This window comes from Pseudomonas triticicola, from assembly GCF_019145375.1.
In the GTDB taxonomy this organism is placed as follows: domain Bacteria; phylum Pseudomonadota; class Gammaproteobacteria; order Pseudomonadales; family Pseudomonadaceae; genus Aquipseudomonas; species Aquipseudomonas triticicola.
The window spans coordinates 413475-428712 of sequence record NZ_JAHSTX010000001.1; the positions used below are offsets into that span (position 1 = coordinate 413475).

11 protein-coding genes are annotated in these 15238 nt (G+C 61.1%); 6 read left to right on the forward strand and 5 right to left on the reverse strand.

The features are described from left to right. Nucleotides 1–9: 9 nt before the first annotated feature. From KVG85_RS01910 to KVG85_RS01925, 4 genes are all read left to right on the forward strand, one after another. A complete protein-coding gene (locus KVG85_RS01910; RefSeq protein ID WP_197047812.1) occupies nucleotides 10–612 on the forward strand; it encodes a DsbA family protein in 603 nt (200 codons plus the stop codon). After that, on the forward strand, nucleotides 605–2422 hold the full coding sequence (locus KVG85_RS01915; RefSeq protein ID WP_076563770.1) for an ABC transporter ATP-binding protein: 1818 nt from the start codon (nucleotides 605–607) through the stop codon (nucleotides 2420–2422). Before KVG85_RS01910 ends, KVG85_RS01915 begins: the two co-directional genes overlap by 8 nt. Nucleotides 2423–2559: 137 nt before the next feature. Next, nucleotides 2560–5019, forward strand: coding sequence for an EAL domain-containing protein (locus tag KVG85_RS01920; RefSeq protein WP_217862846.1), 2460 nt, complete (start codon nucleotides 2560–2562; stop codon nucleotides 5017–5019). A gap of 79 nt (nucleotides 5020–5098) precedes the next feature. Continuing rightward, nucleotides 5099–5860: an iron-containing redox enzyme family protein gene (locus KVG85_RS01925; RefSeq protein ID WP_166554491.1), complete on the forward strand. Its 762-nt coding sequence runs from the start codon at nucleotides 5099–5101 to the stop codon at nucleotides 5858–5860. Between the two features lie 103 nt (nucleotides 5861–5963). On the opposite strand, the gene KVG85_RS01930 is transcribed toward KVG85_RS01925, so the two are convergent. The 5 genes from KVG85_RS01930 to KVG85_RS01950 form a co-directional block, all read right to left on the reverse strand. Continuing rightward, entirely contained in the window at nucleotides 5964–6890 is a 927-nt protein-coding gene (locus tag KVG85_RS01930) for a GGDEF domain-containing protein (RefSeq protein WP_024013877.1), read from the reverse strand. A 362-nt stretch (nucleotides 6891–7252) separates the two neighbouring features. Continuing rightward, complete coding sequence (locus tag KVG85_RS01935; RefSeq protein WP_076563767.1) at nucleotides 7253–7993, reverse strand: YciK family oxidoreductase; 741 nt, start codon at nucleotides 7991–7993, stop codon at nucleotides 7253–7255. A gap of 183 nt (nucleotides 7994–8176) precedes the next feature. Beyond that, nucleotides 8177–8848: an N-acetylmuramic acid 6-phosphate phosphatase MupP gene (gene mupP / locus KVG85_RS01940; protein WP_073472346.1), complete on the reverse strand. Its 672-nt coding sequence runs from the start codon at nucleotides 8846–8848 to the stop codon at nucleotides 8177–8179. A gap of 4 nt (nucleotides 8849–8852) precedes the next feature. Then, on the reverse strand, nucleotides 8853–9551 hold the full coding sequence (gene ubiG / locus KVG85_RS01945; protein ID WP_024013875.1) for a bifunctional 2-polyprenyl-6-hydroxyphenol methylase/3-demethylubiquinol 3-O-methyltransferase UbiG: 699 nt from the start codon (nucleotides 9549–9551) through the stop codon (nucleotides 8853–8855). 58 nt (nucleotides 9552–9609) lie between these two features. Continuing rightward, nucleotides 9610–10944 (reverse strand): TRZ/ATZ family hydrolase, encoded by a 1335-nt coding sequence (locus tag KVG85_RS01950; RefSeq protein WP_024013874.1) that lies wholly within the window; start codon nucleotides 10942–10944, stop codon nucleotides 9610–9612. A gap of 108 nt (nucleotides 10945–11052) precedes the next feature. On the opposite strand from KVG85_RS01950, the gene mtnA reads away from it, so the two are divergent. After that, the gene (mtnA, locus tag KVG85_RS01955) at nucleotides 11053–12129 is read left to right on the forward strand and encodes an S-methyl-5-thioribose-1-phosphate isomerase (protein ID WP_016770927.1); all 1077 of its coding nucleotides are present in this window, start codon (nucleotides 11053–11055) and stop codon (nucleotides 12127–12129) included. Nucleotides 12130–12552: 423 nt separating this feature from the next. Next, complete coding sequence (gene gyrA, locus KVG85_RS01960) at nucleotides 12553–15207, forward strand: DNA gyrase subunit A (RefSeq protein WP_122611473.1); 2655 nt, start codon at nucleotides 12553–12555, stop codon at nucleotides 15205–15207. Nucleotides 15208–15238 lie beyond the last annotated feature (31 nt).

Below are 15238 nucleotides of genomic sequence, written 5' to 3' on the forward strand. Positions count from 1 at the left end.
ATGGATCCGATGTGTTCATGGTGCTGGGGTTTTGCTCCGGTGGCCAAGGCACTGGTCGAGCAAGCGCAGGCAGCCGGGGTCGAGCTGCATCTGGTGGTGGGCGGCTTGCGCACCGGCAGCGGTTCGGCGCTGGAGCCGACCACGCGACGCTATATTCTCGAGCACTGGCAAGCGGTCACCCAGGCCACCGGCCAGCCGTTCAAGTTCGATGGCGCGCTACCCGACGGTTTTGTCTACGACACCGAGCCTGCCTGTCGCGCCATTGTCACCGCGCGCAGTCTGGCGCCGGATTGCGCGTGGACACTGGTCGGGCTGATCCAGCAGGCGTTTTACGTCGAAGGGCGCGATGTCACCCAGGCCAGCGTGCTGGTCGAACTGGCGGAGCAGGCCGGCGTGCCGCGTATTGAATTCGCGGCGTTGTTCGATCATGCCGATCAGCACAAGGCGACCCAGGCCGATTTCACCTGGGTCCAGGATCTGGGCATCGCCGGTTTTCCGACCCTGCTGGCCGAGCGCAACGGGCAACTGGCGCTGCTGACCAACGGCTATCAACCGCTCAGCGAGCTGTCGCCGTTGCTCGGCCGCTGGCTGGAGCGCGCGGCCTGTGTCTGACCGCGCCGATGACACGCCAGCCGTAGAGCGTGTCGACCGGCTGAGCTGGGCTGAAGTCCGGCGTCTGGCACTGCATCACAAGAAATCCCTGTGGATCGCCAACGGCGTGGCCGTGCTGGCGACGCTGTGCAGCGTGCCGATCCCGTTGCTGCTGCCGTTGCTGGTCGACGAAGTGCTGCTCGGCCACGGCGATGCCGCACTGAAAGTCATGAACCATTTTCTGCCGAGCATGTGGCAGCAGGCGGCGGGTTATATCGGCCTGATGCTGGTGGTGACCCTGACTTTGCGTTGCAGCGCCCTGTGTTTTGGCGTGTTGCAGTCGCGGCTGTTCGCGCGCCTGGCCAAGGACATCGTCTACCGCATTCGCGTGCGCCTGATCGAGCGGCTCAAGCGCATTTCCCTCGGCGAATACGAAAGCCTCGGCAGCGGCACGGTGACCACGCACCTGGTCACCGATCTGGATACCCTCGACAAATTCGTCGGCGAAACCCTCAGCCGCTTCCTCGTCGCGATGCTGACCCTGGTCGGCACCGCCAGCATCCTCATGTGGATGCACTGGAAGCTGGCGCTGCTGATTCTGCTGTTCAACCCGTTGGTGATCTATGCCACGGTGCAGCTCGGCAAACGCGTCAAACACCTGAAAAAACTCGAGAACGACAGCACCTCGCGCTTCACCCAGGCACTGAGCGAAACCCTCGATGCGATTCAGGAAGTGCGCGCCGGCAACCGCCAGGGCTATTTCCTCGGGCGCCTCGGTTTGCGCGCGCAGGAGGTGCGCAACTACGCAGTCAACTCGCAGTGGAAAACCGACGCCTCGAACCGCGCCAGTGGTTTGCTGTTCCAGTTCGGCATCGACATCTTCCGCGCAGCGGCGATGCTCACCGTGCTGTTTTCCGACCTGTCGATCGGGCAGATGCTCGCGGTGTTCAGTTACCTGTGGTTCATGATCGGCCCGGTCGAACAGCTGCTCAATCTGCAATACGCCTATTACGCGGCGGGCGGTGCGCTGACGCGGATCAATGAATTGCTGGCGCGCGCCGACGAGCCGCAGTATCCCGGCGGCGTCGATCCGTTCAAGGGACGCGACACCGTCGGCATCGAGGTGCAAGGCCTGAGCTTCGGTTACGGCGACGAGTTGGTGCTGGATCAGATGAACCTGTCGATCCTGCCCGGCGAAAAAGTCGCGATCGTCGGCGCCAGCGGCGGCGGCAAAAGTACCTTGGTGCAGTTGCTGCTGGGCCTGTACACGCCAGCGGCCGGGACCATCCGCTTTGGCGGGTCGACCCAGCAGGAGATCGGTCTGGAGACGGTGCGCGAGAACGTCGCGGTGGTGCTGCAGCATCCGGCGCTGTTCAACGACAGCGTGCGCGCCAACCTGACCATGGGCCGCATGCGCAGCGACGAAGCCTGCTGGCAGGCGCTGGAAATTGCGCAGATGGCCGCGACCATCCGTGCGCTGCCCGCTGGCCTCGACAGCATCGTTGGTCGCTCCGGCGTGCGTTTGTCCGGCGGTCAGCGCCAGCGTCTGGCGATTGCGCGGATGATTCTCGCCGAGCCGAAAGTGGTGATTCTCGACGAGGCCACTTCGGCCCTCGATGCCGCCACCGAGTACAACCTGCACCAGGCGATGGCGAAATTTCTCCATGGCCGCACCACGCTGATCATTGCCCATCGCCTGTCGGCGGTGAAACAGGCGGACCGCGTGCTGGTATTCGACGGCGGGCAGATCGCCGAGGACGGCGACCATCGCCAACTGATCGCCGACGGCGGTCTGTACGCCAAGCTCTACGGCAACTTGCAACAGCACTGATCGAAACCCTCGCCGACCTGTCAGAGGTTCTGCGCGCGGTGTAACGCCGCGCCTTGCCTTGAACGAGAACCCCACCTAGTCTCGTCATAGCGAATTCGCCCGGAAGGCGAGCGGGCAGTGCTCATGCAAGGAATCTCATGAAGCAAAAGCAGACTCTGGGAACACCACGGTTGTTGGGTATCGTCTGGCCCTTTATTGCTGTCGTGGTGTTCCAGGCATTACTGGGGGGCGTGAGCCTTTACGTGCTTTCGGCCGTGCGTGGCTACGTCGCTGGCGAAAGCCTGTGGTCCAAGGGTCAGAAAGACGCCATCTATTACCTCAACCTCTACGCCGACAGCCGTGACGAGGCGATCTATCGCAAATACCTGACGGCGATCGCCGTGCCCCAGGGCGGGCACCAATTGCGTCTGGCGCTGGATCGTCAGCCGCCGGATCTGCAAGCGGCGCGCGAAGGCATTCTTAAGGGCGGTAATCATCCAGACGATGTCTCCAGCGTCATCTGGCTGTACCTCAATTTCCGCCACTACAGTTATCTGGAAACCGCGATCGATCGCTGGACGATTGGCGATGCCTATCTCGACCGACTGCACGAAGTCGCGCAGGAGATGCACCAAGGCATTGCGCAGAACCAGGCCAGTCCCGGCGATGTGCAGCGCTGGAAGTTACAGATCTTTGCCATCAACGATGCAGTCACCCCAGCGGCCAGGGCTTTCAGCGATGCCTTGGGCGAAGGCTCGCGGGTGATCATGCGCCTGCTGCTGTTCACCAACCTGGCCACCGCGCTGGGTCTGATCGCGCTGGCGCTGTGGCGCACGCACAAACTGCTCAAGCAGCGCCATGAGTTTGCCCAGGCGCTGCAACTGGAAAAGGATCGCGCGCATATCACTCTGCAGTCGATTGGTGATGGCGTGATCACCACCGACGTCAACGGCGCGATCGATTACATGAACCCGGCCGCCGAGGCCATGACGCACTGGAAGGCCGAGCAGGCGGCAGGGCTGCCGTTGTCGGCGCTGTTCAACCTGCTTGACGATAACGCCCAGACCGAAGGGCTGACGTTGATCGAGCACATTCTCAGCGGCCAGCTCAGCGGCGGTAGCGAACATTCCAAGCTGATCCAGCGTCTGGACGGCAGCACCCTGTCGGTGACCCTGGTCGGCGCGCCGATCCGTAATGCCGGGAATGTCAGCGGCACGGTGCTGGTGCTGCACGACATGACTCAGGAGCGGCAATACATCGCCAATCTGTCCTGGCAAGCGACCCACGATGCCCTGACCGGGCTGGCCAACCGCCGCGAATTCGAATATCGCCTCGAACAGGCCTTGCACAAACTGACGCGCCAGCCCGGCCGGCACGCACTGATGTTCCTCGATCTCGACCAGTTCAAACTGGTCAACGACACCTGCGGTCACGCGGCGGGCGATGAGTTGCTGCGGCACATCTGCACGCTGCTGCAATCAGACTTGCGCGAGGGCGATACCCTGGCGCGACTGGGCGGCGACGAATTCGGGATTTTGCTCGAGAACTGCCCGCCGGACATCGCCGAGAAGATTGCCGAAAGCCTGCGCCAGACCGTGCAGAACCTGCATTTTGTCTGGAAGGGGCGGCCGTTCCTGACCACCGTCAGTATCGGCCTGGTGCATATCGCGCAGAATCCCACCAGCCTTGAGGCCTCGTTGCGTGCAGCGGACATGGCTTGCTACATGGCCAAGGAAAAGGGCCGCAACCGCGTGCAGGTCTACCATGCCGATGATTCCGAACTGTCCATGCGCTTCGGTGAAATGGCCTGGGTGCAGCGCCTGCACATGGCGCTGGAAGAAAACCGCTTCTGCCTTTACGCCCAACAGATCGCGCCGCTCAAGCCGCAACCCGGCCAGGCCGGGCACATCGAAATCCTCCTGCGTTTGCATGATGAATCCGGACGGATGATTTTGCCTGACAGCTTTATTCCGGCAGCGGAGCGTTATGGTTTGATGACCCAGTTAGATCGCTGGGTAGTTGAAAATGTTTTCAAGGTTATTGCCCAGTGTATAGAACAGGAACATGAACTTCCTTTGGCAATGTGTGCGATTAATCTGTCAGGCATTACTATAGGAGATGACGCGTTTTTGCACTTCCTGCGGGAACAGTTTGTTAACTACGCTATACCGCCTGAAATGATTTGTTTTGAAATTACTGAAACCAGTGCAATCGCTAATCTTGGCAGTGCATTTCGTTTTATCAATGAACTCAAAGGCTTAGGCTGTCACTTTTCTCTGGATGACTTTTGTGCCGGAATGTCTTCATTCGCTTACTTGAAACATTTGCCTGTAGACTTCCTGAAGATCGACGGGAGTTTCGTTAAGGATATGCTGGACGACCCGATTAATCGGGCAATGGTCGAAGTGATCAATCACATCGGCCATGTTATGGGTAAGCAGACAATTGCCGAGTTTGTTGAAACTAACCAGATCGAACAGGCATTGCTTGAAATAGGTGTGGATTACGCTCAGGGGTATGTCATCGAGCGTCCGCAGTTGTTTACCTGTGACAGTTTGCAAAGTCGCCCTGCCAGACCGCAGCCGTTGTTGTTCAAAGCGCCTGGCACGTTCCGTTGAAGTCTCTCGCCGATCCTTGCCATCACAACTCAAAAGGAGCCGAACAGTGATCGACACATTCAACCGAACCGGACCCCTCATGGAAGCTGCAAGTTATCCTGCCTGGGCGCAACAGCTCATCAAGGATTGCAGCGAGAGCAAGCGCCGGGTTGTCGAACATGAACTTTATCAGCGCATGCGCGACAACAGACTCAGCGCGAAAACCATGCGCCAGTACCTCATCGGCGGCTGGCCGGTGGTCGAGCAGTTTGCCTTGTACATGGCGCAGAACCTGACCAAGACCCGCTTCGCCCGCCATCCCGGCGAAGACATGGCGCGGCGCTGGCTGATGCGCAACATCCGCGTCGAACTCAACCATGCCGACTACTGGATGCACTGGAGCCGCGCCCATGGCGTCAGCCTCGAAGATCTCCAGGCCCAGCAAGTGCCGCCGGAGCTGCATGCTCTGAGTCATTGGTGCTGGCACACCAGCTCGGCGGATTCGCTGATCGTGGCGATTGCCGCGACCAACTATGCGATCGAGGGGGCGACCGGGGAGTGGTCAGCGGTGGTCTGCTCGACCGGGGTCTACGCGGCAGCGTTCCCGGAAGAGGACCGCAAGCGCGCGATGAAGTGGTTGAAGATGCATGCCCAGTACGACGATGCCCACCCGTGGGAAGCGCTGGAAATCATCTGCACCCTCGCCGGCATGAACCCGAGCAAGGCGTTGCAGGCCGAGCTACGGCAGGCAATTTGCAAGAGTTATGACTACATGTATCTGTTTCTGGAGCGGTGCATGCAGCTGGAGACTTCGGAGCGCTTGCTGGTCAACCGCGAGCGCCGGACCGTAACCGAAAGCTGATTGAACTGTGGGAGCGAGCCTGCTCGCGAAAGCGGTGGGTCATGCAACGAATCGTTGTCTGACACTCCCTCTTCGCGAGCCGGCTCGCTCCCACAATTGTTTTTCAGCCAGCCATCGCCAGCCGGTTCCGCCCCTCGCGCTTTGCGACATAGAGCGCACTGTCGGCCCGGCGCAGCAAGCTGTCCGCCGACTCGCCCGGCAGTAACGTCGAGCATCCCAGGCTCACGGTGATCTCGATCAACTGGCCATCGGCAAAGTATTCCTCCGACTGCGTCGCCTGGCGCAAACGCTCGCCGACCATCGCCGCCGCTTCGCGACCGGTGTTGGACAGCAGGATCAGAAACTCTTCGCCGCCATAACGGAACACCATGTCGACGTTGCGCAGTTGCGCCTTGATCGACGCGGCAATGGCTCTGAGCACCTCATCGCCGGCACCATGACCGTGGTCATCGTTGACCCGTTTGAAGTGGTCGATGTCGAGCATCAGCACCGACAGCGGTTGCGCATGACGGCGCGACATGTCGATCTCGCGCTGCAAGGTCTGCTCCATGGCTACCCGGTTGCCAGCACCGGTCAACGGGTCGCGCAAGGCACTCTGGGTCGCGGCGCGATAGAGCAGGGCGTTGCGCATCGGGTACAGCAGGCAGGACAGCAGCGACTCGAGGTCGCCCTGTTCCTTGTCGTTGAAACGCTGATTGCGGCGGAAGACCAACTCGCCCATGTGCTCGCCTTCGTGGCTCAGGGTGTAGCTGACCGAGTGGTGGCCGCGCGCGCCGAACTCCAGGCGCAAGTCGCTGGCCTGATGCACATAGCTCAGGGCGTCCAGTGGCACCAGGCGTTGGATTTCGCGGAAGAACAGGCCAAGGATGCGCTGAGGCTCCAGGCTGGTTTGCAGTTGCAGGCTCATTTGCTGACGCAGTTGCGCCAGGCTGGTCGGGCGCTCGATCAGCGCCGGTAGTTGACCGAAGCCCAGGCGCTGCAATTTGGCACTGTCAAAGTCGATTGCATGGGTCTGGGAAGGAGATTTCATATGGCGTGAGCCCCTAAGCAGTAAGTCTGTCTTACAGGCTGGGTGAGAGCGGCTATGGGCTGCGCGTCGTACTGATCCATCAGTCCCGTAGGACGTTTGGCGTAAGTTTAGTCTGCCGCAAGACGATCAGTCAGCTATCGAAATCGGCGTCTGCCCCATGGCCATCACACGGCATGTTTTGAGGGAATTTAGAGCGAAACCCGTGCCATTCGGTTCGATTTAAATTAAAGCTTTTCGAATCAATGACTTGCTGACAGATGCCGGGCCGCCGCGCTGGGTTATTGGCGGCTTTGTGATGGTTATGAGCGGCAATGGCTTGCCGCGACAGCATTCTGCCGCGGCAACAAATGCGACGTATGGCGTTATTGGGCGTTGAACGCCTGGCCATTGACGCCCGCGCTGTCCGGGCCCATCAGGTACAGATACACCGGCATGATCTCTTCCGGTGTCGGGTTGTTCAGCGGATTTTCCCCCGGATAAGCCTGCGCGCGCATGCTGGTGCGCGTACCGCCCGGGTTGATGCTGTTGGAGCGTACCGGCGCAACGCCCTCCACTTCATCGGCCAGGGTTTGCATCAGGCCTTCGGTGGCGAATTTCGACACGCCGTAAGCGCCCCAGTACGCGCGACCCTTGCGCCCGACGCTGCTGGAGGTGAACACCACCGAGGCATCCTGGGACAGCTTGAGCAGCGGCAGCAGTGTGCTGGTCAGCATGAACATCGCGTTGACGTTGACCTGCATGACGCGCATGAAGTTTTCGCCGGACAATTGTTCGATCGGCGTGCGCGGGCCAATGATCGAAGCGTTGTGCAGCAGGCCGTCGAGGTGGCCGAACTCGGTTTCGATCATCGCCGCCAGCTCATCATATTGATGGGGCAGGGCGGTCTCGAGGTTGAACGGGATGACCGCCGGTTGCGGGTGGCCCGCTGCTTCGATTGCGTCGTAGACCTCGGTCAGATTGGCTTCGGTCTTGCCCAGCAGCAACACGGTGGCACCGTGGGCGGCATAGGTTTTCGCCGCAGCCGCGCCGATGCCGCGCCCGGCACCGGTGACCAGAATGACCCGATCCTTGAGCAATTCAGGGCGAGCGGTGTAATCAAACATAAGAACCTCACAATCCATTTCATGAAGACCTGCTTCACCCCTGTGGCGAGGGGATTTATCCCCGTTCGGCGGCGAAGCCGTCGCAAAACCTGTGTGTCACATTGCCTGGATAAAAGCGGGGGCCGCTTCGCAGCCCAGCGGGGATAAATCCCCTCGCCACACAGGGAGTTTGCAGCAGTCAGGTCAGCAGCTGCACAGCGCGCTGTCGAGCACCTTGCGCAACTCCAGCGGGTGATCCACCACCACGTCCGCGCCCCAGTGCCGTGGATTGTCGTCCGGGTGGATGTAGCCGTAAGTCACCGCAGCGGTTTTGGTGCCGGCATCGCGGCCCGATTCGATATCGCGCAGATCATCGCCGATAAAGAGGACCGTCGACGGATCCAGATCAAGCATCTTGCAGGCTAGGATCAGCGGCTCCGGATCCGGCTTGCTGTTCTTCACATGATCCGGGCAGATCAGCAGCGCCGAACGCTCGGCCAGCCCCAGGCGCTGCATGATCGGCTCGGCGAAGCGCACCGGTTTGTTGGTGACCACGCCCCAGATCAGGTTGGCCTTTTCGATATCGGCGAGCAGTTCGCCCATGCCGTCGAACAGTTTACTGTGCACTGCGCAACCGACCAGATAGCGCTCGAGAAACTCCTGGCGCAGTTCTTCGAAGCCGGGCGATTCCGGATCCATCGAGAACGTCACCGCGACCATGGCCTTGGCCCCGCCGGAAATCTCGTCGCGGATGTGCTTGTCGTTGATCGGCGGCAGACCGCGATCGGCGCGCATCGCCTGGCAGATGGCGATGAAGTCCGGCGCGGTGTCGAGCAGGGTGCCGTCCATGTCGAAAAGTACCGCTCTGATGGCCATCGGCTTATTCCTCGCGCAGGGTCTGGATCATGTAGTTGACGTCAACGTCGTTGGCCAGCTTGTAGTGCTTGGTCAGCGGGTTGTAGGTCAGGCCGATGATGTCCTTGACGGTCAGGCCAGCCATGCGGCTCCACGCGCCGAGCTCGGACGGGCGGATGAATTTCTTGAAGTCGTGGGTGCCGCGCGGCAACAGCTTCATGATGTATTCGGCGCCGATGATCGCGAACAGGTACGCCTTCGGATTGCGGTTGATGGTCGAGAAGAACACCTGGCCGCCCGGCTTGACCATGCGGAAGCAGGCACGGATTACCGAGGATGGATCCGGCACGTGCTCGAGCATCTCCAGGCAGGTGACCACGTCGAACTGCTCGGGCATTTCGTCGGCGAGGGCTTCGGCGGTGATCTGCCGGTATTCGACGCTGACCCCGGACTCCAGCTGATGCAGTTGTGCGACCGCCAGCGGCGCTTCGCCCATGTCGATGCCCATCACCGTGGCGCCGCGCTGGGCCATGGCTTCGCTGAGGATGCCGCCGCCGCAACCGACGTCGAGGACTTTCTTGCCGGCCAGATTGACTCGCTCGTCGATCCAGTTGACCCGCAGTGGGTTGATGTCGTGCAGCGGCTTGAATTCGCTTTCGCGGTCCCACCAGCGATGGGCCAGGGCCTCGAATTTGGCGATTTCGGCGTGGTCGACGTTGCTCATGTTCAATTCCTCGAAAAACCTGAAAAGGGCTGTAGCCGCGGAGATTGCGCCGCGGTGTTTACGATTCGGTGTGGCCGCTGATGCGCTGGCCCCAGTGGCGGGCGGTCGCGCCCAGCTGTTGTTCGTCCATGCGGGTCAGGCGCCGGTCGTCGAGCAGTTGCTTGCCGGCAACCCACAGGTGTTTCACGCAATCACGCCCGGTGGCATAAATCAGCTGCGACACTGGGTCATACACTGGTTGCTGCGCCAGACCGGACAGGTCGAAAGCGACGATGTCTGCGGCTTTGCCGATCTCCAGCGAGCCGACCTGCGCCTCGATCCCCAGCGCGCGGGCGCCATTGAGAGTGGCCATGCGCAAGGCGCGATGGGCGTCCAGCGCCGTGGCAGAGCCTGCCACGGCTTTGGCCAGCAGGGCAGCGGTGCGGGTTTCGCCGAGCAGGTCGAGATCATTGTTGCTCGCCGCGCCATCGGTGCCGACGGCAACGTTCACCCCAGCCTGCCACAAACGTTCGACCGGGCAGAAGCCGCTGGCCAGTTTGAGGTTGGATTCCGGGCAGTGGATCACGCTGCTGTTGCTTTCTACCAGCAGCGCGAGGTCTTCATCGCTGATCTGGGTCATGTGCACCGCCTGGAAGCGCGGGCCGAGCAGGCCAAGGCGGCCAAGGCGCGCCAGTGGCCGTTCGCCGGTCTGCTCGACGGCCTGCTGCACTTCGAATGCGGTTTCATGCACATGCATATGGATCGAAGCGTCCAGCTCCTCGGCGATCACCCTGATTTTCTCCAGGTTCTCATCACCGACGGTGTAGGGTGCGTGAGGGCCGAAAGTAATCTTGATGCGTTCGTGATGCTTGAGATCGCCGAACAATTCGACGCCCTGACGAATGGCTTCGTCGGCACTGCTGGCGCCGGGGATCGGGAAATCGAGGATCGGAATGGCGATCTGCGCACGGATGCCGCTGTTGTGTACGCGCTCGCTGGCGACTTTCGGGAAAAAGTACATGTCAGAGAAGCAGGTGATGCCGCCCTTGATCTGCTCGGCGATGGCCAGATCGGTGCCGTCGCGGACGAAATCCTCATCGACCCATTTGCCTTCGGCCGGCCAGATGTGGTTTTCCAGCCAGGTCATCAGCGGCAGATCGTCAGCCAGGCCACGGAACAGCGTCATCGCCGCGTGGCCGTGGGCATTGATCAGTCCCGGCGCCAACAGAACATCCGGCAGTTCGCGGATTTCTGTCGCGTTACACTTCAACGCTTCGGCGCGCGGGCCGATAAACACGATGCAACCGTCACGGATGCCCAGGCCGTGCTCCTTGAGCACCACGCCTGCAGGTTCGACGGGGACCAGCCAGGTCGGCAGCAATAACAGGTCGAGCGCAATGGCAGGTTTCGGCATCGAGGGTCGGTTCCAGTGCTTTTGTAAAGGATGGCGAAGTATACCCGAGCGTCTTCGCGGGGGGATCGCTATAATCGGCGGCTTTTGTTCATGAGTGCGGGGTGTGGGATGCGCGATCGACTGTTGGCTGCGGAGAAAGTGAAGGCCATCGATTGGCGTGATGGCGCGCTGCACCTGCTGGATCAGCGTATTTTGCCGTTCGAGGAAACCTGGATCGCCTACACCAGCGCCGCCGGCGTGGCCGAGGCGATTCGCTCGATGGTCGTGCGGGGCGCGCCGGCCATCGGCATCAGTGCGGCTTATGGCATCGTCCTCGCGGCGCGGGCGCGGATTGCCGAGGGCGGCGACTGGTACGCGGCGCTGGAAGAGGATTTCGCTCTGCTGGCCGATTCGCGTCCGACCGCGGTCAATCTGTTCTGGGCGCTGGGGCGCATGCATGATCGCCTGGATCGGCTGAAAAGCAACGCCGATCCGCTGGCGGCTCTGGAAGCCGAAGCTATCGCCATTCATGAAAGCGACCGCGAGGCCAACCTGACCATGGCGCAGCTTGGTGTCGATCTGATCCGCAAGCATCAGGGCAACGCTCAAGCCATCCTGACCCACTGTAATACCGGCGCGCTGGCCACCGGCGGGTTCGGTACTGCGCTGGGGGTGATCCGCGCTGCTTATATAGAAGGCATGGTCGAGCGCGTTTACGCCGACGAAACCCGGCCATGGTTGCAGGGCTCGCGGCTGACCGCGTGGGAGCTGGCCAACGAAGGCATCCCGGTGACCCTGAATGCCGACTCCGCCGCCGCGCACATCATGAAAACCAAAGGCGTGACCTGGGTGATCGTCGGCGCTGACCGCATCACCGCCAATGGCGACGTGGCGAACAAGATCGGCACCTATCAACTGGCAGTCAACGCCATGCACCACGGCGTGCGCTTCATGGTCGTGGCGCCGAGTTCGACCATTGACATGAATCTGGCCAGCGGCGATGACATCCCGATTGAAGAGCGTGATGGCGCCGAACTGCTGGAAGTCGGCGGTAAACGCGTCGGTGCCGATGTTGAAGCGTTCAACCCGGTGTTTGATGTCACCCCGGCGGATCTGATCGACGCGATCGTCACCGAGAAAGGCATCGTCGAACGCCCGGACACCGCGAAAATGGCCCAGCTGATGTGTCGCAAGCGCCTGCATTGACAGGCTTTGGTGTTGTGTTGAGCCATTCGCGAGCAGGCTCGCTCCCACAGGTTTTGTGAACGCCACTGGCCTGTGTGGGAGCGAGCCTGCTCGCGAAGAGGTCGGTAATGTCAATAAACATCGCTAATTCAGACCCCGATTTCACATTCAACCAAGCTCTGAGCCTCTCTCGTCCCCCTCAAGCCTGTCATCGGTCAACTAACTATGCTCCATGCGCATCTGGGGGATAGGTGCGTGGCGGCCTTTGTGATAACATCCGGCGTTTTCCGAGGCGGCTCCACGGAGCTGTCTTTACTGCGCAAATCCGCGATCCAATGTTGATTTGTCGTAAGTCGGCGCATGGCACTCGGCCGGCCCCGACGAGCTTCGTTGCTCCCACATGGATATGACGAAGTTTCACCAGAAAAAGGAATCAGGCTTCTCATGGGCGAACTGGCCAAAGAAATCCTCCCGGTCAATATCGAAGACGAGCTGAAACAGTCCTACCTCGACTACGCAATGAGCGTGATCGTCGGCCGTGCACTGCCGGATGCGCGCGATGGCCTCAAGCCCGTGCACCGTCGCGTACTGTTCGCGATGAGCGAGCTGGGCAACGACTACAACAAGCCGTACAAGAAATCTGCCCGTGTCGTCGGCGACGTGATCGGTAAGTATCACCCGCACGGTGACACTGCCGTGTACGACACCATCGTTCGCATGGCCCAGCCTTTCTCCCTGCGCTACCTGCTGGTCGACGGCCAGGGCAACTTCGGTTCGGTCGACGGCGACAACGCTGCGGCCATGCGATACACCGAAGTGCGCATGACCAAGCTGGCGCACGAGCTGCTGGCTGACCTGCACAAGGAAACCGTGGACTGGGTGCCGAACTACGACGGCACCGAACTGATCCCGGCAGTCATGCCGACCCGCGTGCCGAACCTGCTGGTCAACGGTTCCAGCGGTATCGCCGTGGGCATGGCGACCAACATTCCGCCGCACAACCTCGGTGAAGTCATCGACGGTTGCCTGGCCCTCATCGACAACCCTGAGCTGACCGTCGATGAGCTGATGCAATATATTCCCGGCCCGGACTTCCCGACGGCTGCGATCATCAACGGTCGCGCCGGCATCATCGAAGCCTACCGCACCGGTCGCGGACGCATTTACATGCGTGCCCGCTCGATCATCGAAGACATCGATAAGGTGGGTGGCCGTCAGCAGATCGTCATCACCGAGCTGCCTTACCAGCTGAACAAGGCGCGTCTGATCGAGAAGATCGCCGAGCTGGTCAAAGAGAAGAAGCTCGAAGGCATCACCGAGCTGCGCGACGAGTCCGACAAGGACGGTATGCGCGTCGTGATCGAGCTGCGTCGCGGCGAAGTGCCTGAGGTGATCCTCAACAACCTCTACGCCCAGACCCAGCTGCAATCGGTATTCGGCATCAACATCGTCGCGCTGATCGACGGCCGCCCACGTATCCTCAACCTCAAGGATCTGCTGGAAGCCTTCGTCCGTCACCGTCGCGAAGTGGTTACCCGTCGTACCGTGTTCGAATTGCGCAAGGCGCGCGAGCGTGGGCACATTCTCGAAGGCCAGGCCGTTGCCCTGTCGAACATCGACCCGGTGATCGCCCTGATCAAGGCTTCGCCAACGCCGTCGGAAGCCAAGGAAGCGCTGATCAGCACGCCTTGGGAATCCTCGGCTGTGGTGGCGATGGTTGAGCGTGCCGGTGCCGATTCGTGCCGTCCGGAAAACCTCGATCCGCAATATGGCCTGCGTGAAGGCAAGTACTTCCTCTCGCCAGAACAGGCCCAAGCGATTCTCGAACTGCGTCTGCACCGTCTGACCGGTCTGGAGCACGAGAAGCTGCTGGCCGAGTACCAGGAGATCCTCAACCAGATCGGCGAGCTGATCCGCATCCTCAACAGCGCTGTGCGCCTGATGGAAGTGATCCGCGAAGAACTGGAAGTGATCCGCGCCGAATACGGCGATGTGCGCCGCACCGAAATTCTCGATGCCCGTCTCGACCTGACCCTGGGTGACATGATCCCGGAAGAAGAGCGCGTCGTGACCATCTCCCACGGTGGCTACGCCAAGACCCAGCCGCTGGCTGCGTACCAGGCTCAGCGTCGTGGCGGCAAAGGCAAGTCGGCCACTGGCGTCAAGGACGAGGACTACATCGCTCACCTGCTGGTCGCCAACAGCCACACCACGCTGCTGCTGTTCTCCAGCAAGGGCAAGGTGTACTGGCTCAAGACCTACGAAATTCCGGAAGCATCCCGCGCGGCCCGTGGTCGTCCGCTGGTCAACCTGTTGCCGCTGGATGATGGTGAATACATCACCACCATGCTGCCGGTCGAGGAATACACCGAAGGTCACTACATCTTCATGGCCACCGCCAACGGCACCGTGAAGAAGACCCCGCTGGAGTCCTTCAGCCGTCAGCGCAGCGTCGGTCTGATCGCGCTGGAACTGGACGAAGGCGACGTGCTGATCTCTGCGGCCATCACCGATGGCGAGCGCGAAGTGATGCTGTTCTCCGATGGCGGCAAGGTCACCCGCTTCAAAGAGTCCGACGTGCGTGCCATGGGTCGTACCGCTCGCGGCGTGCGCGGCATGCGTCTGCCGGAAGGGCAGAAGCTGATTTCCATGCTGATCCCGGAAGAAGGCAGCCAGATCCTCACCGCTTCCGAGCGTGGTTATGGCAAGCGCACCGCGATCACCGAGTTCCCTGAGTACAAGCGTGGCGGTCAGGGCGTGATCGCCATGGTCAGCAACGAGCGTAACGGCCGTCTGGTCGGCGCGGTACAGGTACTCGACGGCGAAGAAATCATGCTGATCTCCGATCAGGGCACCCTGGTGCGTACCCGTGTCGGCGAAGTGTCGAGCCTGGGTCGTAACACTCAGGGCGTGACGCTGATCAAGCTGGCCAAGGATGAAACCCTGGTCGGCCTGGAGCGGGTTCAGGAGCCATCGGAAATCGAAGGCGAAGAGCTCGAAGGTGAAGAGGGCGAGGAAATCGCAGGCAGCGTCGGTATCGACGAAGCAGGTGAAGACCAGCAACTCGACGCCGCAGCAGACGAAGAACCGCAGGAATAAGCGGACAAACGAGGGGGCGGATGAGAATTCG